An 18,705-nucleotide genomic window follows, 5' to 3' on the forward strand; every position below is an offset into this window, starting at 1 on the left:
AACGGTGAACGGCATTTTGCCAGAGCTGAGCGTCGACCGAGAAAAATGTCAGACATTCAATCCACATCGATAGGCGTTATCTCCCCTTACGGCGATTACAGCCTGCGTAACACCCAAGCGCTGAGCGGCGTCAGTCACCTGTGGCAGGATTTTTTTGCCCGGGCCCTGGCCGATCAACTGGGTGATAACGCACCGGCGCCTGGCAGCTACCAGCCAGTGCCGCTCGATGAGGCCGTTGAACCGACCCTCGGCGCCGAGCTGCTGGCGCACATCGTCAGCCAGCGCACCTGCGAAGTAACCGAAACACCGGTCAAGCCGCCTGAGCCGCTGTTCCTGCCCATCGCCGAATTCGAACTCGACCTGCTGGACAAGCCCTTCCCGCCGTTCCCAGCGGAAGAGATTGCCGCCCAGCAAAAGCAGCAGACCTTCGAGAGCAACTGGGTTCGCCCACTCGTCCTCACCGCCGGCCAACCGCTGCCGGAACCCGGCCCAGCACCGCAACCGCGCCCATTGCACCTGCCAATCGCCGAGTTCGAACTCGACCTGCTGGACAAACCGTTTCCACCGTTCCCGGAAGAGGAATTGGTGGCACAGCAGAAACAACTGGACTTCGATACCCGCTGGGCACGTCCAATCGTGCTGCAGAACCTGCGCATCGCCGCCTGATACCAAATCAACGACAGATCCACCATGGCCCCACATCCAGATGAAAATGGTTGCGGTGTGCCTCGTTGTAATCCGGACTCAAGACCACACTGAACATATCGCAGGCGCCATCCCGGGCCTGGCGCAGAAAGCGCGCATTGGCATTGTCCTTGGGCCAGTCCCTCAGGACGCTGATCGTGCGCCCATCGGCCAGGCGGAACCCGGCGATGTCCAGCGCGCTGGCGGTGGCGTGCTGACTGCGCGCACCGCTCTCACGCCCGTACATGTTGCGGCAGGCGAAACTGCCAAGGTGATCGACCCGCGTCACTTTCTGCCCGTAGACCGCCATTGCCGCCGGCTGCAAACCATGGCGCTCGAACAGCGCGAACGCCACTGCCAGGGGGCAACTGGCGAGGAAACTGCTACTCAACGCCACCTCACCGCCCTGCACCCTCAACACGTTGGTCAACGGGCACGTCGTATTGGCGCCGCTGTCGGCCTGGCGAGCGGTACGCAGCCCCGAAGTGGCGAGGGCCTGATCGCACAGCTGCGGGTCGTTGCGCAGGGCCATGAGCTTGAAGCGGGTCAGCAGGTTGGGCGCAAGATTGACGTCCAACGGCGCCCATGGATTCCATTGGGGCGGCAGCGCCACCCAGCCGCGCCACACGCCCAGTACGGCAACGCCAACGAGCACTGCCACGACCGCAAGAACTTTCAAAAACCGCACGATGTTGCCTCGGGCATCAACCCTTGAATAATTGGTTGGCCTGCTTGAACGGCATCGAGCGGCGCGTGAAGGTGAACGTGCCCTGCTCCTGGATTTCCTCGGCGGCGCGGAAGAACTCGCCATACGCGGCCAGGGCCAGCGCCGATCCGACGCTGATGCGCTTGACGCCCAACTCGCTCAACTGCGCGACGGTCAGGTCCAGCGCCCCGGACATCAGCACGTTCACCGGTTTCGGCGCCACGGCCTGCACCACGGCGAGCACTTGCTCGGCGCTGCTCAGCCCCGGGGCGTACAACACGTCGGCGCCGGCATCCGCGAAGGCCTTCAGGCGGCGAAGGGTGTCGTCCAAGTCCGGATTGCCGTGCAGGAAGTTTTCCGCCCGGGCCGTCAGCAGGAAAGGATACGGCAAGCTGCGCACGGCCTCGGCGGCAGCCTTGACCCGCGCCACGGCGTGGTCGAAGCAATAGATCGGGCTGTCTTCGCGCCCCGTGGCATCCTCGATCGAGCCCCCCACCGCACCGGCCTCCGCTGCACGGAGCAAATTGCGCGCGCAGTCCTCGGGGGCATCGGCAAAACCGTTCTCCAGATCGACCGCCACTGGCAAGTCAGTGGCCGCCACAATCGCCCGTACGTTAGCCAGGGTGTCATCCAGGCCCAGGGCGCCATCGGGTCGGCCTAAGGAAAAGGCGTGCCCGGCGCTGGTGGTCGCCAAGGCTTCAAAACCAAGGCTGGCGAGCATCTTGGCCGAACCGGCATCCCACGGGTTGGGAATGACAAAAGCCCCTTCGCGTTCGTGCAAGGCTTTGAACGCCTGGGCTCGACGGATTTGCGCTTCCATGTTGTTCGCTCCTGAGCAGAGAGGGAGTGGGCCTCAGAGCAAACCCAGTTGCTCGGCGGCGGGCTCTCTATATAGCGCAGGCAGGGCCGGCAAGCCAGGCAATCGACTCATCAAACGCTCGTGAAAGCGTTGCGCGAGCCTGGCCGCCAGCCGGTTGTCGGCGGTGTGCAGGAAGATATACGGCGTGCGCCCTTCTTCGATCCACGCGGCGACTTTCTCCACCCACGGTGTCAGGAACGGCTCGTTGGCTTCCAGCACCGGATGGCCGATGAAGCGCACTTGCGGACATTGGGTGAATGCCGCAGGCCGAGGCGGCACACGGGGCTTTTTCGATTGGGCGTGAAGCACGGCAGGATCAGGGGAGGTACAACTGAACAAGGCCCGGGGGTCGAGGCAGATGCGTTCGACGCCGCGATCGAGCAACAGCCGATTGAGGCGTCGCTCGGCGTCGCCCTTGGCAAAGAACTCATCGTGACGCACCTCCACGGCCAGGGGGCGCTGCAAGGCGTCGATGAACCCTGCCAGTTCCGCTAACCGATTCGGGGTGAAGGCCTTGGACAGTTGCAGCCAGTACGGCGCGACGCGCTCGCCCAAGGGGCTGAGCAGTTGCAGGAAGGTTTCGGTGGCCGTCAGGCGTTCACGCAAGTCGCCATTGTGGCTGATGTCACCGGGGAACTTGGCGGTGAAGCGAAAGTGTTCGGGCATGATTTCGGCCCAGCGCTGGACCGTGGCCGCAGACGGGCTGGCATAGAACGTCGTATTGCCTTCCACGGCATTGAACACTTGGGAATAGAGATTGAGAAAGTCGGTGCTTTTGGCGTCTTGAGGATAGAGGTAATCGCGCCAGGCGTTTTCGCTCCAGGACGGACAGCCCAGGTAGTAAGGCAAGACCATCAGATGTAGAGATCGAGTCCCAGCACTTCCATATCCCAATCGACGAAACCGGCGGTGCTCAGGTAGCTCGCCAGGGCCGTGGCGACACTGCGACTCATCGCGCGGTGATAAAGCATGTCTTGCTGACGGGCGGGGAGATTGCTCAGGCGTTGCGCGGAGGCTTTGGCGGCGCGGGCAGCCAGTTGCTCTTCAGACGGAAATTCCAGTTCGCCATCGATGTCATCGAAGTTTTCCGGCTCGGTGGCTTTACCCGCACGAGGCCGACGCTTGATGGGGTAGGACTGGGATGAAACGCCGTCTATACGCATAACAGAATGCTCGGTATCAATGATGGCAATTTAGCGGCACTTTTGCAGCCGCGCAAATGCGCAAGTGATAACTAGAGCACATAAAGTCGAAAAGGTTTAAAAACGGGCTGAAAAAGTGACGACTGGCAATATTGGGTGTGACTTTTTGAGATGCGAATGACTTTTGCGAGGGAGGCAAACTATGCTGAGCGACAGACTTGGAAGCTTGGGGAAATGCCTTTGTGGCGAGGGGATTTATCCCCGCTGGGCGCGCAGCGCCCCCCGACATTGTTGTGTCAGCCACTGATCTGGCGAGTGCTGCGCACTCGAGCGGGGATAAATCCCCTCGCCACAATTGTGCTCACTTGAGAATGGGGTGAGGTTTTTACCGCTCGGATTTAGGCGTTGCGACCTTGTCCCGCAGGTACACCGGCTGCGCATCGTCCGCCGGGATGGCTTCGCCGCGTTCCCAGGCGAAGCGGGCCAGGGCCAGCAGGTCTTCGGCATGAGGCAGCATTGAGGCGTCCTGGCCGATGAGGCTGACACCGATGCGCTCGCCGTAACCCCAACCGGTACCAGCGCCGAACCAGTCACCGTCGGCCCCGCTTGGCAACGCCGCGGCCTCGGGTGGCAATACCGCCTCGGCACCCACCAGGCGCATCTCGCCGTCAGTTTCGCGATAGCAGCCCCAGTACACCTCGTCCATGCGCGCATCGATGGCTGCGGCGACCTGGCGGGCGCCCTGTTCGCGCAAGGCGCGCTGGGCCAGCACCGCCAGGTTCGACACCGGCAACACCGGCCGCTCCAAGGCAAATGCCAACCCCTGCACCACGCCGATGGCGATGCGCACCCCCGTAAACGCCCCCGGCCCGCGCCCGAAGGCAATCGCGTCCACCGCCTGCAAGGTCGTCCCGGCGTCGCTGAGCAGTTGCTGGATCATCGGCAACAGTTTCTGCGCATGCAGGCGTGGGATCACCTCGTAATGGCTCGTGACCTTGCCGTCGTGCAGCAAGGCGACGGAGCAAGCTTCAGTCGCGGTGTCCAGGGCCAGCAAGGTGCTCATCGATGTGTCCGTAAATCAGGTGGGGAAAAAAGTGCGCCAGTATAAACAACTACGGCCCGCAAGCGGGCCGTAGTTGATGCAGCTGATCAGACTTTTCAGCTCAGCGCTTCAAGCACCTTGCCGGTGATCGCATCGACCGAGCCGACGCCCGGGATGTGGCTGTACGTCGGCTTGCCGTGGGCAGCGGACAGATTCTGGTAGAACGCCACCAGCGGCTTGGTCTGGGAATGGTAGACCGACAGGCGATGACGCACGGTTTCTTCGGTGTCGTCCTTGCGCTGCACCAGGTCTTCACCGGTGACATCGTCCTTGCCGGCAATTTTTGGCGGATTGTAGACGGTGTGGTAAACCCGACCGGACGGTTCGTGGACGCGACGACCAGCAATGCGCTGGACGATTTCTTCGTCATCGACGGCGATTTCGACCACGTGATCGAGCTCCACACCAGCCGTCACCAGGGCTTCAGCCTGGGGAATGGTGCGCGGGAAGCCATCGAACAGGAAGCCATTGGCGCAATCGGGTTGAGCGATGCGATCCTTGACCAGGGCGATGATCAGGTCATCCGACACCAGGCCACCGGCATCCATGATGCTCTTGGCTTGAACGCCCAGTGGCGTGCCCGCCTTGACCGCGGCACGCAGCATGTCGCCAGTGGAGATTTGCGGGATACCGAATTTTTCGGTGATGAACTTTGCCTGAGTACCTTTACCGGCCCCGGGAGCTCCCAGCAGAATGACGCGCATCGATGTGCTCCTCAATTTTTTTATGTAAAACGCTCGGATTCGCCTCGTGGGGCCAATCTTCGAAAAACTGGATCGTGACCGCCCAAACGGCCAAAGGCTGATCAAGATACACAGCAGGCCCGACCCACACAAGCCGCCGAAAGTCGGAGGAACCCGCGCCCGATGCGACCTTCGGAGGGGGTGGCGAGCGTCGCAACCGAACAACAAACTGTCGCCTGCTCGACCTGCCCCCTCCCCCAGCGGACAACGCCCGGGAACGCCGGGCGAGCCGTTTCGCTGCGTCGCCTGATGTTAGCCGGTATTGCGCAAACCGGCGGCAATCCCCGCCACAGACACCAGCAACGCCTGTTCCACGGGGCTGCCCTGGGCCACATCCTGCTGCCGCGAGCGCGCCAACAGTTCGGCCTGCAACAGGTGCAACGGGTCGAGGTAGGTGTTGCGCAGGCGAATGAATTCCAGCGTGGCTGGGCTATGTGCCAGTAGCTGCGACTGGCCGGTCAAGCCAAGGACCACCGAGCACGCCTGCGACAATAGGTCGCGTAAATGCGCACCCAAAGGCAACAGCTCAGGTTCCACCAAACGCTCGTCGTAAGAGCGCGCGATATCGGCGTCAGCCTTGGCCAGCACCATCTCCAGCATATCGATGCGGGTCCGGAAGAACGGCCATTGCTCGCGCATCTGCCCCAGCAACTCCCCTTCGCCGCGCTCCAGGGCCTTGCTCAGTGCGGTTTCCCAGCCGAGCCAGGCCGGCAGCATCAAGCGGGTCTGGGTCCAGCCGAAGATCCACGGGATGGCCCGCAGGCTTTCGATGCCCCCGGCGCGACGCTTGGCCGGACGGCTGCCCAGGGGCAGGCGCCCGAGTTCCTGCTCAGGGGTGGACTGGCGGAAGTACTCGACGAATTGCGGGTTTTCCCGCACCACGGCGCGGTAGGCACTGACGCCGTCGGCCGCCAGTTCGTCCATCAAGTCCCGCCACTGCGGCGTGGGTGGTGGCGGTGGCAGCAACGTCGCTTCAAGCACCGCGGCGAGGTAAAGATTGAGGTTCTGTTCGGCGATGTCCGGCAGGCCGAATTTGAAACGAATCATTTCGCCCTGTTCGGTGGTGCGGAAACGCCCGGCCACCGAACCCGGTGGCTGGGACAGGATCGCCGCGTGCGCCGGACCGCCACCACGGCCCACGGTGCCACCACGACCGTGGAACAGCAGCAGTTCGACTTGCTGCTCGCGGCAAATGTCCACTAACCGCTCCTGGGCCCGATACTGCGCCCAGGCCGCCGCCGTGGTGCCGGCATCCTTGGCCGAATCGGAATAGCCGATCATCACTTCCTGCGGGCCTTGCAGCCGCGAACGATAGCCCGGCAGCAGCAACAACCGCTCGATCACCGGCCCGGCGTTGTCCAGGTCGGCCAGGGTCTCGAACAGCGGCACTACCCGCATCGGCCGCAACACGCCAGCGTCCTTCAACAACAGTTGCACGGCGAGGACATCGGACGCCGCGCCGGCCATGGAGATCACGTAGGAACCCAGGGACGCCGCCGGCGCCGCCGCCACTTCCCGGCACGTCGCCAACACTTCCGCCGTGTCGGCCGAGGGCTTGAAATGGGCCGGCAGCAGCGGACGCCGGTTGTTCAGTTCCTCGAGCAGGAAGCTGATGCGCTGCTCCTCGTTCCAATCCTCATAGCGCCCCAGGCCCAGGTAATCGGTTATTTCCGTCATGGCGGCGCTATGGCGCGTCGAGTCCTGGCGCACATCGAGGCGCACCAGGAACAGGCCAAAGGTCACCGCCCGGCGCAGGCAATCGAGCAACGGCCCGTCGGCAATCACGCCCATGCCGCACTCGTGCAACGAGTGATAGCACAGCTCCAAGGGGTCCAGCAGTTCGCGGTTGTGCTGCAACACCTCGGCGCTGGGTGGCGTGGCAGCACTCAAGGAGGCGTGCGCCCAGTTGCGGGTGGCCCGCAGGCGTTCGCGCAGTTGCTTGAGCACGGCGCGATACGGTTCGGCGCTGTCGCCGGCCTGGGCACGCAAGGCCTCGCTGGCGTTTTGCATGGACAGCTCGGCCGCCAGTTGGTCGACGTCACGCAAGTACAGGTCCGCTGCCATCCACCGCGCCAGCAACAGCACCTCGCGGGTCACGGCGGCGGTGACATTCGGGTTGCCGTCACGGTCGCCGCCCATCCACGAGGCAAAGCGGATCGGCGCGGCTTCCAGGGGCAGGCGCAAGCCGGTGGCGGCATGCAGGGCCTGGTCGGCCTTGCGCAGGTAATTGGGAATGGCCTGCCACAGCGAATGCTCGATCACCGCGAAACCCCATTTGGCCTCGTCCACCGGGGTCGGCCGGGTGCGGCGGATTTCTTCGGTGTGCCAGGCTTCGGCGATCAAGCGCTGCAGGCGTTCGTGAATCTGCGCGCGCTCGGCGCTGGTCAGGTCGCGGTGATCCTGGGCCGCCAGTTGCGCGGCGATGGCGTCGTATTTCTGGATCAGCGTACGGCGGGCCACTTCCGTGGGGTGGGCGGTGAGGACCAGCTCGATCTCCAGCCGTCCCAACTGCCGGGCCAGGGCCTCGGCGCCATGGCCCTCGGCCCGCAACCGGGCGAGCAGTTCGGGCAGCACCCGTGCCTCGAAGGGCGCCGGTTGCGATTCTTCGCGGCGGTGGATCAGTTGGTACTGCTCGGCGATATTGGCGAGGTTGAGAAACTGGTTGAACGCACGCGCCACCGGCAGCAATTCGTCCTCGCTCAGTTGGTTGAGGCTGGCGCTGAGTTCGGCATCCACGGAACCGCGTCGGTCAGCCTTGGCCCCCTTGCGGATCTGCTCGATCTTGTCGAGAAACGTGTCCCCGTACTGTTCGCGGATGGTGTTGCCCAGCAGTTCGCCGAGCAGGTGGACATCCTCGCGCAAGCGGGCATCGATATCGGTCATCAGCATTTCTCCAGCAAAAAAGTCCGGACAGCTCTTGGCTTAGAGAGTGCCGATGCCCGCCGCTTATGACAAGCGACGAAGGGACTTTAAACCTTGTCCAACAAAGCTAGTCTCATGAGTAAGCCACACAACGGCTTGTCACTCACCGCGCCTGCCACGAGCAGGCTGATTGAGGTCATCATGAAAATTCGTGAGCTTGCCCAGCATTGGGAAGAAAACGCCAAGGGCCGCCTGACCCAGACCGGCTACACGGTCCATCTGGACGTGGAAGCCGCAGCCCGCCTGGCAGCGATCTGCGACATGTACCCCAAGCGCCAGCCCGAGGAGCTGCTGGGCGAGCTGATCGGGGCGGCGCTGGAAGAGCTGGAAGCCAGCTTTCCCTACATCAAGGGTTCGCAAGTCGTCGCCACCGATGAAGAAGGTGACCCGCTGTACGAAGACGTGGGCCCGACCCCGAGATTTCTCGCGTTGTCCCGTCGGCATCTGCACGAACTTTCCTCGCAGAACGACAAAGCCAAACACTGATTTCCCAACGGCGCCAATCTTTGTAGGAACTGCCGAAGGCTGTGATCTTTTGATCTTTTCGCTTGAGACTCAAGCGGTAGGGAAAAGACTGCAGCCTTCGGCAGCTCCTACACGCGTCCGCCCTGCAAAACGCGTATCTCCTGCGCCGCGATACCGCTGCGCGCCTTGAAAGTTCAGCTTTTCTGTCATTGACCGATCAGTCAGTAATTCTTTTGGCGAATGGCCATCTTCGCTGAACTTTTGAAAAACGGCTCGGGTCACACCGAGTAACCATACTGGAACGGTTGTTTAAATAAACGCGCCTTGGCGCCAACGCCAAACCAGACGTCACGGTTTCGGTCCCAGCATGGATTTGTCGTTTTTTCAGGAGTTTTCCAATGGAGTTGAAGCCTATGAATACCTGCACTGCCAAACCCTCATCCACTGGCCTGCGCGGCTTGAAGTTGGCTGCCCTGGCGCTCGGTAGCAGCTTCATTCTCGCCGGTTGCGCCGGTAATCCACCGTCGGAGCAGTACGCGGTGACCCAATCGGCGGTCAACAGCGCCGTCAGCGCCGGCGGTACCGAATTCGCTGCTGTGGAAATGAAGTCGGCCCAGGACAAGCTCAAGCAAGCCGAAATCGCCATGCATGACAAGAAGTACGACGAAGCCAAGCGACTGGCCGAACAGGCCGAGTGGGACGCCCGCGTCGCCGAGCGCAAGGCCCAGGCCGCCAAGGCTGAACAAGCACTCAAGGATTCTCAGAAAGGGGTTCAGGAACTGCGTCAGGAAGGCATGAACAAGGTCCAGTAAAGCGTTCACGCCACGACGTACTTCTCATTGATAAAAGGACGACAGACTATGATGCACAAACACTTGATGATGCCCGCCCTGCTCGCTGCCTGCGTAGCCCTGGCCGCTTGCTCCCATGACCCGAACGCGAACCTGGAACAGGCTCGCACCAACTACAACGGCCTGCAGGCCGACCCGGCGGCGACTAAAGTGGCGGCCCTGGAAACCAAAGACGCGGCGGACTTCCTGGCCAAGGCCGACAAGGCCTACATGGACAAGGAAGACGAAGCCAAGGTCGACCAGTTGGCCTACCTGACCAACCAGCGCGTCGAAGTGGCCAAGCAGACCATCGCCCTGCGCAACGCCGAAGCCGAACTGAAAAACGCCGGCGACGAACGCGCCCGTGCGCTGCTCGACGCACGCAACGCACAGATCAAGCAACTGCAGGACAGCTTGAACGCCAAGCAGACCGAACGCGGCACCCTGGTGACCTTCGGCGACGTGCTGTTTGCCACCAACAAGTCCGAGCTGCGCGCCAGCGGCATGACCAATGTGAGCAAACTGGCGCAGTTCCTCCAGGAAAACCCCGACCGCAAAGTGATCGTCGAAGGCTACACCGACAGCACCGGTTCGGATTCCTACAACCAGTCGCTGTCCGAGCGTCGCGCCGGCTCCGTGCAACTCGCGCTGGTGAAGATGGGCGTCGACCCGGCTCGTATCGTGACCCAGGGTTACGGCAAGGAATTCCCGGTGGCCGACAACACCAGCGTCTCGGGCCGTGCCATGAACCGTCGCGTGGAAGTGACCATCTCCAACGACAACCAGCCAGTAGCGCCGCGCTCGACCATGAGCGCCAACTGATCGGCTGAGTGCAACAAAAAAGCCCCGCCTGATTTCGTCAGGCGGGGCTTTTTCATCGGCTAACATATCTCCCTTGTGGGAGCGGGCTTGCTCGCGAAAGCGCCGGGTCAGCTACCTATACGGTGACTGACACACCGCCTTCGCGAGCAAGCCCGCTCCCACATTGGATCGCCAACACTCATATCATCAGCATTACGGCTGAAGCGTCTGCGGCGTCTCCTGGCCCATGCAGCGCACCGCGCGTTTCTTCTCGTTGATCAGCACACCGGTCAGGCCTTTCTGCTCGGTGTCGAACAACACCAGCACACCGTCGATGCATTGGGCGACCTGGGGGGCCGGTTCCAGGGACACCTTGTAGTCCTCCCCCGGCACGGTCTTGAGCATGGTGAATTGGTTGAGCAGCAACGCGTCCTCGGGCTTGGCGAAGTGCAGGTAGCCGTAGTACCACAGCACCCCGACGGTGCCGAGGATGCTGCAGATACCGGTGATGATCAGGGGGATAGCGTTACGTTCTTCGCTCATTGCGGGTTCTCTGGTGATTCAACGGGTGATTTCGGGTAGTTCGGGACTTCGCCCAGGCGGCGCAGGCCATCAAAATGCTGGGGGTCGTCGAGGTAGCGCAGCATCACGGTGCGCCAGGTCGGGTCGGCGAATGTCTGCACATGACCGCCGCGCGTCAATTGCAGAACCCGCGGTGGCGGCGCAGCTTGATACAGGCGGATGCCATTGGAAAGAGGCACGATGGGGTCGTCCAGGCTGTGGTAGATCAATTTCGGCACGCCATTCAATTGCGCCACGGAACTGATCGCGCTGTCACCGTCCGGCACCAGCCAGGACAATGGCACCTGGAACGGCCAGGTCAGCCACGACGTACTCAGGGCAAAACGCCCGACGTCGCGGTAGCTGGCGGGCACGCCATCGAGCACCAGGGCCTTGAGCTGCCGTTGGCGCTGGGGATGTTCGACCAGGTAATGCACCGCCAGCGCACCGCCCAGGCTCTGGCCGAGCAGCACCAGCGGTTTGCCCTGGACCTCGGGCGACTGGTCGAGCCATTGAAACGCGGCGTCGATGTCCTGATAAATCGCCGGCAGGCTCGGCTCGCCTTCAGACAGGCCATAACCCCGGTAATCGACCATCAACACCTGGTAACCCTGCTCCGGCAACCACCAGCTTCCGCCCAGGTGCCAAGCCAGGTTGCCGCCGTTGCCGTGCAAGTGCAGCACCGTGCCCTTGACCTCCACGCCGGGTTTGACCGGCAGCCACCAGCCCCGCAGCTTCAGGCCGTCAGCGGTGGTCAGGGTGACGTCGCGGTACTCCAGCTTGGCCCGCTCCGGGGTAAACGGCAGGCCGCGTTCGGGGTAGAACAGCAGTGAGCTGCAACCGCTCAGGGCCAGCAGCAGGCAGATGATGCCGAGGGTTCGCATCCGGTGAAGCCTCGCAAAAATCAGAAGTTATACACAGCCCCCTGTGGGAGCGAGCTTGCTCGCGATAGCGGCGGATCAGTCACAGCGGTATTGACTGTACTGACGCTATCGCGAGCAAGCTCGCTCCCACAAGGGGTGGGTGGTGTGATTAAAGGATATTGGAATAATCCGCTTCGATCCGATCCAGGCTCAGGTGGTTCAGGAAGTTGGAGAAACACATCCAGGCCGACAGGGCGTTCATGTCGCGGAATTGCTCGGGCAGGTACTTGGGCGGTACCACCAGGCCTTCGTCCACCAACTGGCGCAACGTGCGCATGTCCTCAAGGGTGGTCTTGCCGCAGAACAGCAGCGGCACCTGCTCCAGCTTGCCTTTGCGCACGGCCAGCTGAATGTAGTTGTAAACCATGATGAAGCCCTTGAGGTAGGACAAGTCTTTGGTGAATGGCAGGCCGGTCGGCACCGAGCCACGGAACACCCGGCTGGCGTTGCCGTAGCTTTCGGCCATTTCAAACCCCTGCTCGCGGAAGAACTCGAAGATCTGCAGGAAATCGGCGCCCTCCTCCACCATGTGAATGGCCCGGGTGCGGTTGGTCAGTTTGCGCAGGCGGCTCGGGTAGGAGGCGAAGGTGATGATTTCCATCAGGATCGCCAGGCCTTCCTGGGTCACCGTGGACGAGGGCGGCCCCTTGGACAGGAAGGTGCAGATCGGCTGGTTCAGGCCGTTGAGGGTGGTGCCGACGTGCACCAGCCCTTCGTGGACCTCCAGCGCCCGCACATCGCGGTCGTTGAACATCGCATCGGTGCGGATCTTGATGTAGTCCGCGCCCGCCGCCGCATCGGCCACGATGCCATCGGACTCGAACACCCGGATGGTTTCCTCGGCTTCGCCGAACACCCGGTTGAGGCGATGTTGCAACAGGCTGACGGCGTCCTTGGCGGTGAGAATCTTCGGCTCATCCTTCAGGTCGCCGCGACCATCGATGTTGTTCAGGTAGTCGGACAGCATCAGGCCCAAGTCCGCCAGGGTCGGGTCGCCAGCATGAAAGGCGTCGGAAGCAGCGCCGTACAACTCCTGGGAAATCAGCCCGAAATCCTCGGTGCCGCGTGCTTCGAGCATGCGCACCACCATGCGGTACTCCTTGCACATGCGGCGCATGATCTGGCCAACCGGGTTGAACTGCCCCAGTTGGCGGGTGATGTCACGCTCGATGTTCTGGAACTCCAGCTTCACCTTGCTGGAATCGAAGGACAGTGGCCGGTTGAGGTAATAGTCGCGATCCACCGCAGGCATTTCCTTGCCCTTGGCCTTGAGAAAACCCTTGCGGATGTTCTCGTCCCACTTCACCGCGTCGAGGATGCGGATCGGCGTTTGCGCCAGCACTATGCGATCGGACAAGGTGCGTATCGTCTGCTGGTAATCGTCCACCCGGAACTCCTGTGAAAAAACGTCCGCTTGTAGCAATTATTGGGATTTGGCCAGTCGCTGGTAACGCACGGCTTCCGAGAACACATCGGAATTGGCCGGGTCGTCGAGGTAGCTGAAAACCTTGTTCATGTCGCTGTCCACCAACACGCCGTCGCCCTCCTCGCTCTGGTTCGGCTGGCCGCTGAGGATCTTCTGGCCGATGGCCTGGTTGATCTGCTCCAGGTCGAGGTTGTAGACCACCAGTTCCTGTTTATCGGTCAATTCGAAACCGGCGATCAGGAAATGTCCACCATAGCGGGCCGGCACCTTGGCCGACAGGTACCAGCGGCTGCCGTGGCGGGAGACGGTCAGGGGAATGGCTTCGCGCTCATGGGGCCTGGCCCTGAAGTAGCTGATGGCCTGGTAGCGGTGCTTGCCAACCTGCGTCAGCTCCAGGTTCAACGGTTCGCCCCAGGCATTGGTGCTGGTCCAGTGGCCGAGCAGGCCCGCGGGTGCGGCCTCGCTGTCAGGCAACGGCGCCTTGAACGACACCAGGCAGCCACTGAGCAGCAGCAACGACACGGCCAATACAACGGCACGCCAGGCTTTCATTTGAACTCCCTATGGCACAGCGCCTCATCCTTACATATGGGAGCAGCTGTATGTGTGGGAGCACAGCTTGCTCGCGATGAAGACACCTCGGTCTATCAAGGGACCGCGTTATCGTTCATCGCGAGCAAGCTTTGCTCCCACATAGCCTACTCCCACAAGGGACTACACCGACGCCAGTACCAAGTGCATGTAGCGGGTCAGGATGCCGAGCATATCTTCATCGGCTACCGGCTCGGCGCCATTGAGCAAGCCCTGATATTCCATCCGTCCGATAATCGCCGTCAACACTTTGGCATCCTGTTGCGGCTCGCGGGAGCCTAATACCTGGAAAAACTGACACGTGCCGTGCAGCAAAATTTGCTGGTGGGAACGCACCAACTCCGCCAGGCGCGGGTTGAGCAGGGCTTCCTGGCGAAAGGCCTGCTCGGCCATCAGGTATTCGCGACGGCTGTCCAGTTGATGCCGCACATAGTCGGCGGTCATCCGGGCAATGTCGTCCGCCAGTTGCGAGCGCGATTGAGGGCTGCCGTCACCGTAGGCGACCATTTCCCGCAGCAGGCCTTCGTTGTTGGTCCACAGCTTGGCCATGAATGCCGCGCTGCGCTCCACGTACTGGGCGAAGGTGTCGGTGAGCAGGTCATCGATGTCCTTGAAATAGTACGTGGTGGCCGACAGCGGCACGCCCGCTTCAGCGGCCACCGCGCGGTGACGCACCGCACGCACGCCATCGCGCACGACAATGCGCATGGCCGCATCGAGAATCTCCTGGCGACGCTGCTCACTGCCCTGTCGGCTGGCCTTGCGGCCCTGGTACTGAACACTTTCAGCGACAGCCGTGGCGACGCCCGCTGCACCTTCTGAAGCCATTGCACGATTCACGACAGGTCTTCCTCGCTCTTTGAAAAAGTAACCATTTGATACGTTTGTACCAGACAGGCAATAAAAAGCCGCCCTTCCAGGCGGCTTTTTATTTGAAGCACTTACGCTTGAGGCCGCATATGCGGGAAGAGGATCACATCCCGGATCGACGGTGAGTTGGTCAACAACATCACCAGGCGATCGATGCCGATGCCCTCGCCGGCGGTCGGCGGCATGCCGTACTCCAGGGCGCGCACGAAGTCGGCATCGTAGTGCATGGCTTCGTCGTCGCCGGCGTCCTTGTCGGCCACCTGGGCCATGAAACGCTCGGCCTGGTCTTCGGCATCGTTGAGCTCGGAGTAGGCGTTGGCGATTTCACGACCACCGATGAACAGCTCGAAACGGTCGGTCACGCTTGGGTTCTCGTCGTTGCGACGGGCCAACGGCGACACTTCGAACGGGTACTGGGTGATGAAGTGCGGCTGTTCCAGCTTGTGCTCGACCAGTTCTTCGAAAATCATCACTTGCAGCTTGCCCAGGCCTTCGAAGCCGAGCACCTTGGCGCCGGCTTTCTTGGCGATGGCGCGGGCCTTGTCGATGTCGTTCAGGTCATCGGCCGTCAGTTCAGGGTTGTACTTGAGGATCGAGTCGAACACCGACAGGCGCACGAACGGCTCGCCGAAGTGGAACACCTTGTCACCGTACGGCACGTCGGTGCTGCCCAGGACCAACTGCGCCAGCTCGCGGAACAGTTCCTCGGTCAGGTCCATGTTGTCTTCGTAGTCGGCGTAGGCCTGGTAGAACTCGAGCATGGTGAACTCGGGGTTGTGCCGGGTCGAAACGCCTTCGTTACGGAAGTTGCGGTTGATCTCGAAGACTTTCTCGAACCCGCCGACTACCAGCCGCTTGAGGTACAGCTCCGGCGCGATGCGCAGGAACATTTCCATGTCCAGGGCATTGTGGTGGGTTTCGAATGGCTTGGCCGCCGCACCGCCAGGGATGGTCTGCAGCATCGGCGTCTCGACTTCCAGGAAGTCACGCTTCATCAGGAAGCTGCGGATGTGGGCGATGACTTGCGAGCGCACGCGGAACGTCTGGCGCACGTCTTCGTTGACGATCAGGTCGACGTAGCGCTGGCGATAGCGCTGCTCGGTGTCGGTCAGGCCGTGGTGCTTGTCCGGCAGCGGGCGCAGGGACTTGGTCAGCAGGCGCACGCTGGTCATTTCGACGTACAGGTCGCCCTTGCCGGAACGGGCCAGGGTGCCTTCGGCGGCAATGATGTCGCCCAGGTCCCAGGTCTTGACGGCAGCCAGGGTTTCTTCCGGCAGGGTCTTGCGGTTGACGTAGACCTGGATACGCCCGGTCATGTCCTGGATCACCATGAACGAACCACGATTGAGCATGATACGACCGGCCACCTTGACTGGAATCGCGGCCTCGGCCAGCTCTTCCTTGGTCTTGTCCGCATACTGCTTCTGCAAGACGTCGCAGTAGGCGTCGCGGCGGAAGTCGTTGGGGAAGGCCTGGCCCTTGGCGCGCTCGGCAGCAAGCTTTTCCTTGCGCAGGGCGATCAGGGAGTTTTCTTCCTGTTGCAGGGCTTGCGGGTCGAGTTCTAGGTCGCTCATGTCTTTAAGGATTCCATCACAGGTTCGTTGCCCCCGGCCCGGGCCGGAGTTTGCGGGCGAGACGCGCTTGTTGGTGAAAGCGTGCCCGCCCGCCGCATGGGTGTCGCGTTACAGCCCTTGTTTGAGGCTGGCGATCAGGTATTCATCGATATCGCCGTCGAGCACCTTGTCGCAATCGCTGCGTTCGATGCTGGTACGCAGGTCCTTGATCCGCGAAGCGTCGAGCACGTACGAACGGATCTGATGACCCCAGCCGATATCCGACTTGGTGTCTTCCAGCGCCTGGGACGCCGCGTTGCGCTTCTGCACTTCCTGCTCGTACAGGCGAGCCCGGAGCATCTTCATCGCGGTGTCTTTGTTGGCGTGTTGGGAGCGCTCGTTCTGGCAACTGACCACGGTGTTGGTCGGTACGTGGGTAATCCGTACGGCCGAGTCGGTGGTGTTGACGTGCTGGCCACCGGCCCCGGAGGAACGGTAGGTGTCGATGCGCAGGTCCGCCGGGTTGATCTCGATCTCGATGTTGTCGTCGATTTCCGGCGAAACGAATACAGCCGAGAACGAGGTGTGGCGGCGGTTGCCGGAGTCGAACGGGCTCTTGCGCACCAGACGGTGCACGCCGATCTCGGTCCGCAGCCAACCAAAGGCATATTCGCCCTTGATGTGCACGGTGGCGCCCTTGATCCCGGCGACTTCACCGGCCGACAGCTCCATGATGGTGGCGTCGAAACCGCGCTTGTCAGCCCAGCGCAGGTACATGCGCAGCAGGATGTTGGCCCAGTCCTGGGCCTCGGTGCCGCCGGAGCCGGCCTGGATGTCCAGGTAGGCGTTGTTCATGTCCATCTCGCCGCTGAACATGCGACGGAATTCCAGCTTCGCAAGGTTCTCGTCGAGGCGTGTCAGCTCGGCGACGACATCGCCGACCGCGCCTTCATCGTTCTCTTCGACAGCCATGTCCAGCAGGTCGCGGCAATCGGCCAGGCCACTGGACAACTCGTCCAGGGTCTCGACGATCTGCGCCAGCGCAGAACGCTCGCGGCCCAGTTCCTGGGCGTACGAAGGGTTGTTCCAGACATTCGGATCTTCAAGCTCGCGATTGACTTCGGTCAGGCGCTCATGCTTTTGATCGTAGTCAAAGATACCCCCGAATAGTTTCGGAGCGCTCGGACAGGTCCTTGATGGTGTTAAGGATCGGGTTGATTTCCATGGCGGGCAGCACTCGTTGGCGAACTTTTGAAAGCCGGCGAGTATAACGTAATCAAGCGCCAGCGGCAGCCCGCCTGGCGGCTTTAGGGGCAATGAGTACACCGCCCCCTGTGGCGAGGGGATTTATCCCCGCTGGGCTGCGAAGCAGCCCTAAAATCCGACAACTCAGTGTGACAGGCAAATTGAGTTGACTGTATTTGGGGCTGCTGCGCAGCCCAGCGGGGATAAATCCCCTCGCCACAATAAACCCCTCAGCCACAAAGGCGTCCCAGTCAACATTCAGGGTGGATCTATTCAACCCCCACCCGATTACGCCCATTGTGCTTGGCCAGGTACAGCCCCTTGTCCGCCGCCGAAATCAGCTGCCGACAATCGCCACCTTGCTGCGGCGTGACGGTCGAGACGCCGATGCTGACGGTCAGGTTCTCGCCGCCGTCAGGGGTGGTGTGGGGGATTTTCAGGGCGACGACGCTCTGGCGCAGCTTCTCGGCCATCAAGCGGGCGCCGCCAGGCGAGGTGCCGGGCAGCACCAGGGCGAACTCCTCGCCACCGTAGCGGGCCGGCAAGTCGGACGGACGGCTGCATGCCTCGCGGATTGCCGTGGCGACCTTACGCAGGGCTTCGTCACCCTCCAGGTGACCGAAGTTGTCGTTGTAGGCCTTGAAGTAGTCCACGTCGATCATCAGCAGCGACAGTTGGCTCTGGTCACGCATCGCCCTGCGCCATTCCAGTTCCAGGTACTCATCGAAATGCCGACGATTGGACAGTCCGGTCAGGCCATCGGAGTTCATCAACCGCTGCAGCACCAGGTTGGTATCGAGCAGTTGCTGCTGGCTGACCCGCAATGCGCGATAGGCCGCGTCGCGCTGCAACAGCATCATGTAGGAACGCGAGTGATAGCGGATGCGCGCCACCAGTTCGATGTTGTCCGGCAACTTGACCAGGTAGTCGTTGGCCCCGGCGGCGAACGCCGCGCTCTTGACCAGCGGGTCCTCCTTGGTGGACAGGACAATGATCGGGATATCGCGGGTGGCCGGATGATTACGGTACTCGCGCACCAGGCTCAGGCCGTCGAGACCGGGCATCACCAGGTCCTGGAGAATGACTGTCGGCTTGATGCGAACGGCCTGGGCGATGGCCTGGTGGGGATCGGAGCAGAAATGGAAGTCGATGTTTTCTTCATTCGACAGCCCGCGCCGCACCGCTTCGCCGATCATCGCCTGATCGTCGACGAGCAAGACCATGGCGGCGTTCTCATCGCGCTTGAAATCGTCGAGCTGCAGATCACTCATGGTGGCTTACC

General features: G+C 62.0%; 19 protein-coding genes. 4 read left to right on the forward strand and 15 right to left on the reverse strand.

Annotated features, from left to right (window positions below; translation table 11 throughout):
• Window positions 1–45 precede the first annotated feature (45 nt).
• On the forward strand, window positions 46–666 hold the full coding sequence (locus tag AB4N80_RS28675) for an energy transducer TonB (protein ID WP_305469897.1): 621 nt from the start codon (window positions 46–48) through the stop codon (window positions 664–666).
• Between the two features lie 7 nt (window positions 667–673).
• Here the strand turns inward: AB4N80_RS28675 and AB4N80_RS28680 are convergent, their stop codons facing one another.
• The 7 genes from AB4N80_RS28680 to ppc all read right to left on the reverse strand — a co-directional run bounded on the left by AB4N80_RS28680 (window position 674) and on the right by ppc (window position 8,119).
• Window positions 674–1,372 (reverse strand): extensin-like domain-containing protein, encoded by a 699-nt coding sequence (locus tag AB4N80_RS28680; protein ID WP_305491771.1) that lies wholly within the window; start codon window positions 1,370–1,372, stop codon window positions 674–676.
• A 16-nt stretch (window positions 1,373–1,388) separates the two neighbouring features.
• Window positions 1,389–2,210: an isocitrate lyase/PEP mutase family protein gene (locus AB4N80_RS28685; protein ID WP_305469895.1), complete on the reverse strand. Its 822-nt coding sequence runs from the start codon at window positions 2,208–2,210 to the stop codon at window positions 1,389–1,391.
• 33 nt (window positions 2,211–2,243) lie between these two features.
• Window positions 2,244–3,104: a DUF72 domain-containing protein gene (locus tag AB4N80_RS28690; protein WP_305469894.1), complete on the reverse strand. Its 861-nt coding sequence runs from the start codon at window positions 3,102–3,104 to the stop codon at window positions 2,244–2,246.
• The gene (locus AB4N80_RS28695; protein ID WP_122568735.1) at window positions 3,104–3,412 is read right to left on the reverse strand and encodes a hypothetical protein; all 309 of its coding nucleotides are present in this window, start codon (window positions 3,410–3,412) and stop codon (window positions 3,104–3,106) included. Before AB4N80_RS28695 ends, AB4N80_RS28690 begins: the two co-directional genes overlap by 1 nt.
• Window positions 3,413–3,776: 364 nt before the next feature.
• On the reverse strand, window positions 3,777–4,454 hold the full coding sequence (gene tsaB, locus AB4N80_RS28700; protein ID WP_122568737.1) for a tRNA (adenosine(37)-N6)-threonylcarbamoyltransferase complex dimerization subunit type 1 TsaB: 678 nt from the start codon (window positions 4,452–4,454) through the stop codon (window positions 3,777–3,779).
• A gap of 95 nt (window positions 4,455–4,549) precedes the next feature.
• Window positions 4,550–5,197, reverse strand: coding sequence for an adenylate kinase (gene adk / locus AB4N80_RS28705; RefSeq protein ID WP_122568738.1), 648 nt, complete (start codon window positions 5,195–5,197; stop codon window positions 4,550–4,552).
• A gap of 291 nt (window positions 5,198–5,488) precedes the next feature.
• Window positions 5,489–8,119 carry a phosphoenolpyruvate carboxylase gene (ppc, locus tag AB4N80_RS28710; RefSeq protein WP_305469892.1) on the reverse strand — a complete coding sequence of 877 codons (2,631 nt, stop codon included), beginning with the start codon at window positions 8,117–8,119 and terminating at the stop codon, window positions 5,489–5,491.
• Between the two features lie 180 nt (window positions 8,120–8,299).
• Here ppc and AB4N80_RS28715 point away from each other — a divergent pair, with 180 nt between their 5' ends.
• From AB4N80_RS28715 to AB4N80_RS28725, 3 genes are all read left to right on the forward strand, one after another.
• Window positions 8,300–8,644 (forward strand): pilin assembly protein, encoded by a 345-nt coding sequence (locus AB4N80_RS28715; RefSeq protein WP_460080056.1) that lies wholly within the window; start codon window positions 8,300–8,302, stop codon window positions 8,642–8,644.
• A gap of 377 nt (window positions 8,645–9,021) precedes the next feature.
• On the forward strand, window positions 9,022–9,435 hold the full coding sequence (locus AB4N80_RS28720) for a DUF4398 domain-containing protein (RefSeq protein WP_122568741.1): 414 nt from the start codon (window positions 9,022–9,024) through the stop codon (window positions 9,433–9,435).
• Between the two features lie 51 nt (window positions 9,436–9,486).
• Window positions 9,487–10,275, forward strand: a complete 789-nt coding sequence (locus AB4N80_RS28725; protein WP_122568900.1) for an OmpA family protein — start codon at window positions 9,487–9,489, stop codon at window positions 10,273–10,275.
• Between the two features lie 192 nt (window positions 10,276–10,467).
• Here the strand turns inward: AB4N80_RS28725 and AB4N80_RS28730 are convergent, their stop codons facing one another.
• The 8 genes from AB4N80_RS28730 to AB4N80_RS28765 all read right to left on the reverse strand — a co-directional run bounded on the left by AB4N80_RS28730 (window position 10,468) and on the right by AB4N80_RS28765 (window position 18,694).
• On the reverse strand, window positions 10,468–10,797 hold the full coding sequence (locus AB4N80_RS28730; protein WP_122568742.1) for a hypothetical protein: 330 nt from the start codon (window positions 10,795–10,797) through the stop codon (window positions 10,468–10,470).
• A complete protein-coding gene (locus tag AB4N80_RS28735) occupies window positions 10,794–11,699 on the reverse strand; it encodes an alpha/beta hydrolase (protein ID WP_122568743.1) in 906 nt (301 codons plus the stop codon). Before AB4N80_RS28735 ends, AB4N80_RS28730 begins: the two co-directional genes overlap by 4 nt.
• 148 nt (window positions 11,700–11,847) lie before the next feature.
• Window positions 11,848–13,125, reverse strand: a complete 1,278-nt coding sequence (locus AB4N80_RS28740; RefSeq protein WP_122568744.1) for a flavohemoglobin expression-modulating QEGLA motif protein — start codon at window positions 13,123–13,125, stop codon at window positions 11,848–11,850.
• 36 nt (window positions 13,126–13,161) lie between these two features.
• A complete protein-coding gene (locus AB4N80_RS28745; protein WP_122568745.1) occupies window positions 13,162–13,716 on the reverse strand; it encodes a hypothetical protein in 555 nt (184 codons plus the stop codon).
• 162 nt (window positions 13,717–13,878) lie between these two features.
• On the reverse strand, window positions 13,879–14,595 hold the full coding sequence (locus tag AB4N80_RS28750) for a TetR/AcrR family transcriptional regulator (RefSeq protein ID WP_122568746.1): 717 nt from the start codon (window positions 14,593–14,595) through the stop codon (window positions 13,879–13,881).
• A gap of 101 nt (window positions 14,596–14,696) precedes the next feature.
• The gene (lysS, locus tag AB4N80_RS28755) at window positions 14,697–16,199 is read right to left on the reverse strand and encodes a lysine--tRNA ligase (protein ID WP_122568747.1); all 1,503 of its coding nucleotides are present in this window, start codon (window positions 16,197–16,199) and stop codon (window positions 14,697–14,699) included.
• Window positions 16,200–16,307: 108 nt separating this feature from the next.
• A protein-coding gene (gene prfB, locus AB4N80_RS28760) for a peptide chain release factor 2 (RefSeq protein ID WP_095963568.1) occupies window positions 16,308–17,403 on the reverse strand; the annotation gives its coding sequence in 2 pieces (ribosomal slippage) (window positions 16,308–17,330 and window positions 17,332–17,403; 1,095 coding nt in all).
• Window positions 17,404–17,692: 289 nt separating this feature from the next.
• On the reverse strand, window positions 17,693–18,694 hold the full coding sequence (locus AB4N80_RS28765) for a response regulator (protein ID WP_122568748.1): 1,002 nt from the start codon (window positions 18,692–18,694) through the stop codon (window positions 17,693–17,695).
• Between the last annotated feature and the right edge of the window lie 11 nt (window positions 18,695–18,705).

The sequence above is a fragment of the Pseudomonas sp. H3_A02 genome, assembly GCF_054671965.1.

Bases quoted from the DNA above. Each gene is read 5' to 3' on its own strand.
- AB4N80_RS28730 (WP_122568742.1), bottom strand. From the start codon at position 10,797: ATGAGCGAAGAACGTAACGCTATCCCCCTGATCATCACCGGTATCTGC.
- ppc (WP_305469892.1), bottom strand. From the start codon at position 8,119: ATGACCGATATCGATGCCCGCTTGCGCGAGGATGTCCACCTGCTCGGC.
- AB4N80_RS28685 (WP_305469895.1), bottom strand. From the start codon at position 2,210: ATGGAAGCGCAAATCCGTCGAGCCCAGGCGTTCAAAGCCTTGCACGAA.
- AB4N80_RS28715 (WP_460080056.1), top strand. From the start codon at position 8,300: ATGAAAATTCGTGAGCTTGCCCAGCATTGGGAAGAAAACGCCAAGGGC.
- AB4N80_RS28745 (WP_122568745.1), bottom strand. From the start codon at position 13,716: ATGAAAGCCTGGCGTGCCGTTGTATTGGCCGTGTCGTTGCTGCTGCTC.
- adk (WP_122568738.1), bottom strand. From the start codon at position 5,197: ATGCGCGTCATTCTGCTGGGAGCTCCCGGGGCCGGTAAAGGTACTCAG.
- lysS (WP_122568747.1), bottom strand. From the start codon at position 16,199: ATGAGCGACCTAGAACTCGACCCGCAAGCCCTGCAACAGGAAGAAAAC.
- AB4N80_RS28765 (WP_122568748.1), bottom strand. From the start codon at position 18,694: ATGAGTGATCTGCAGCTCGACGATTTCAAGCGCGATGAGAACGCCGCC.
- AB4N80_RS28720 (WP_122568741.1), top strand. From the start codon at position 9,022: ATGGAGTTGAAGCCTATGAATACCTGCACTGCCAAACCCTCATCCACT.
- AB4N80_RS28735 (WP_122568743.1), bottom strand. From the start codon at position 11,699: ATGCGAACCCTCGGCATCATCTGCCTGCTGCTGGCCCTGAGCGGTTGC.
- AB4N80_RS28675 (WP_305469897.1), top strand. From the start codon at position 46: ATGTCAGACATTCAATCCACATCGATAGGCGTTATCTCCCCTTACGGC.
- AB4N80_RS28690 (WP_305469894.1), bottom strand. From the start codon at position 3,104: ATGGTCTTGCCTTACTACCTGGGCTGTCCGTCCTGGAGCGAAAACGCC.
- AB4N80_RS28695 (WP_122568735.1), bottom strand. From the start codon at position 3,412: ATGCGTATAGACGGCGTTTCATCCCAGTCCTACCCCATCAAGCGTCGG.
- tsaB (WP_122568737.1), bottom strand. From the start codon at position 4,454: ATGAGCACCTTGCTGGCCCTGGACACCGCGACTGAAGCTTGCTCCGTC.
- AB4N80_RS28725 (WP_122568900.1), top strand. From the start codon at position 9,487: ATGCACAAACACTTGATGATGCCCGCCCTGCTCGCTGCCTGCGTAGCC.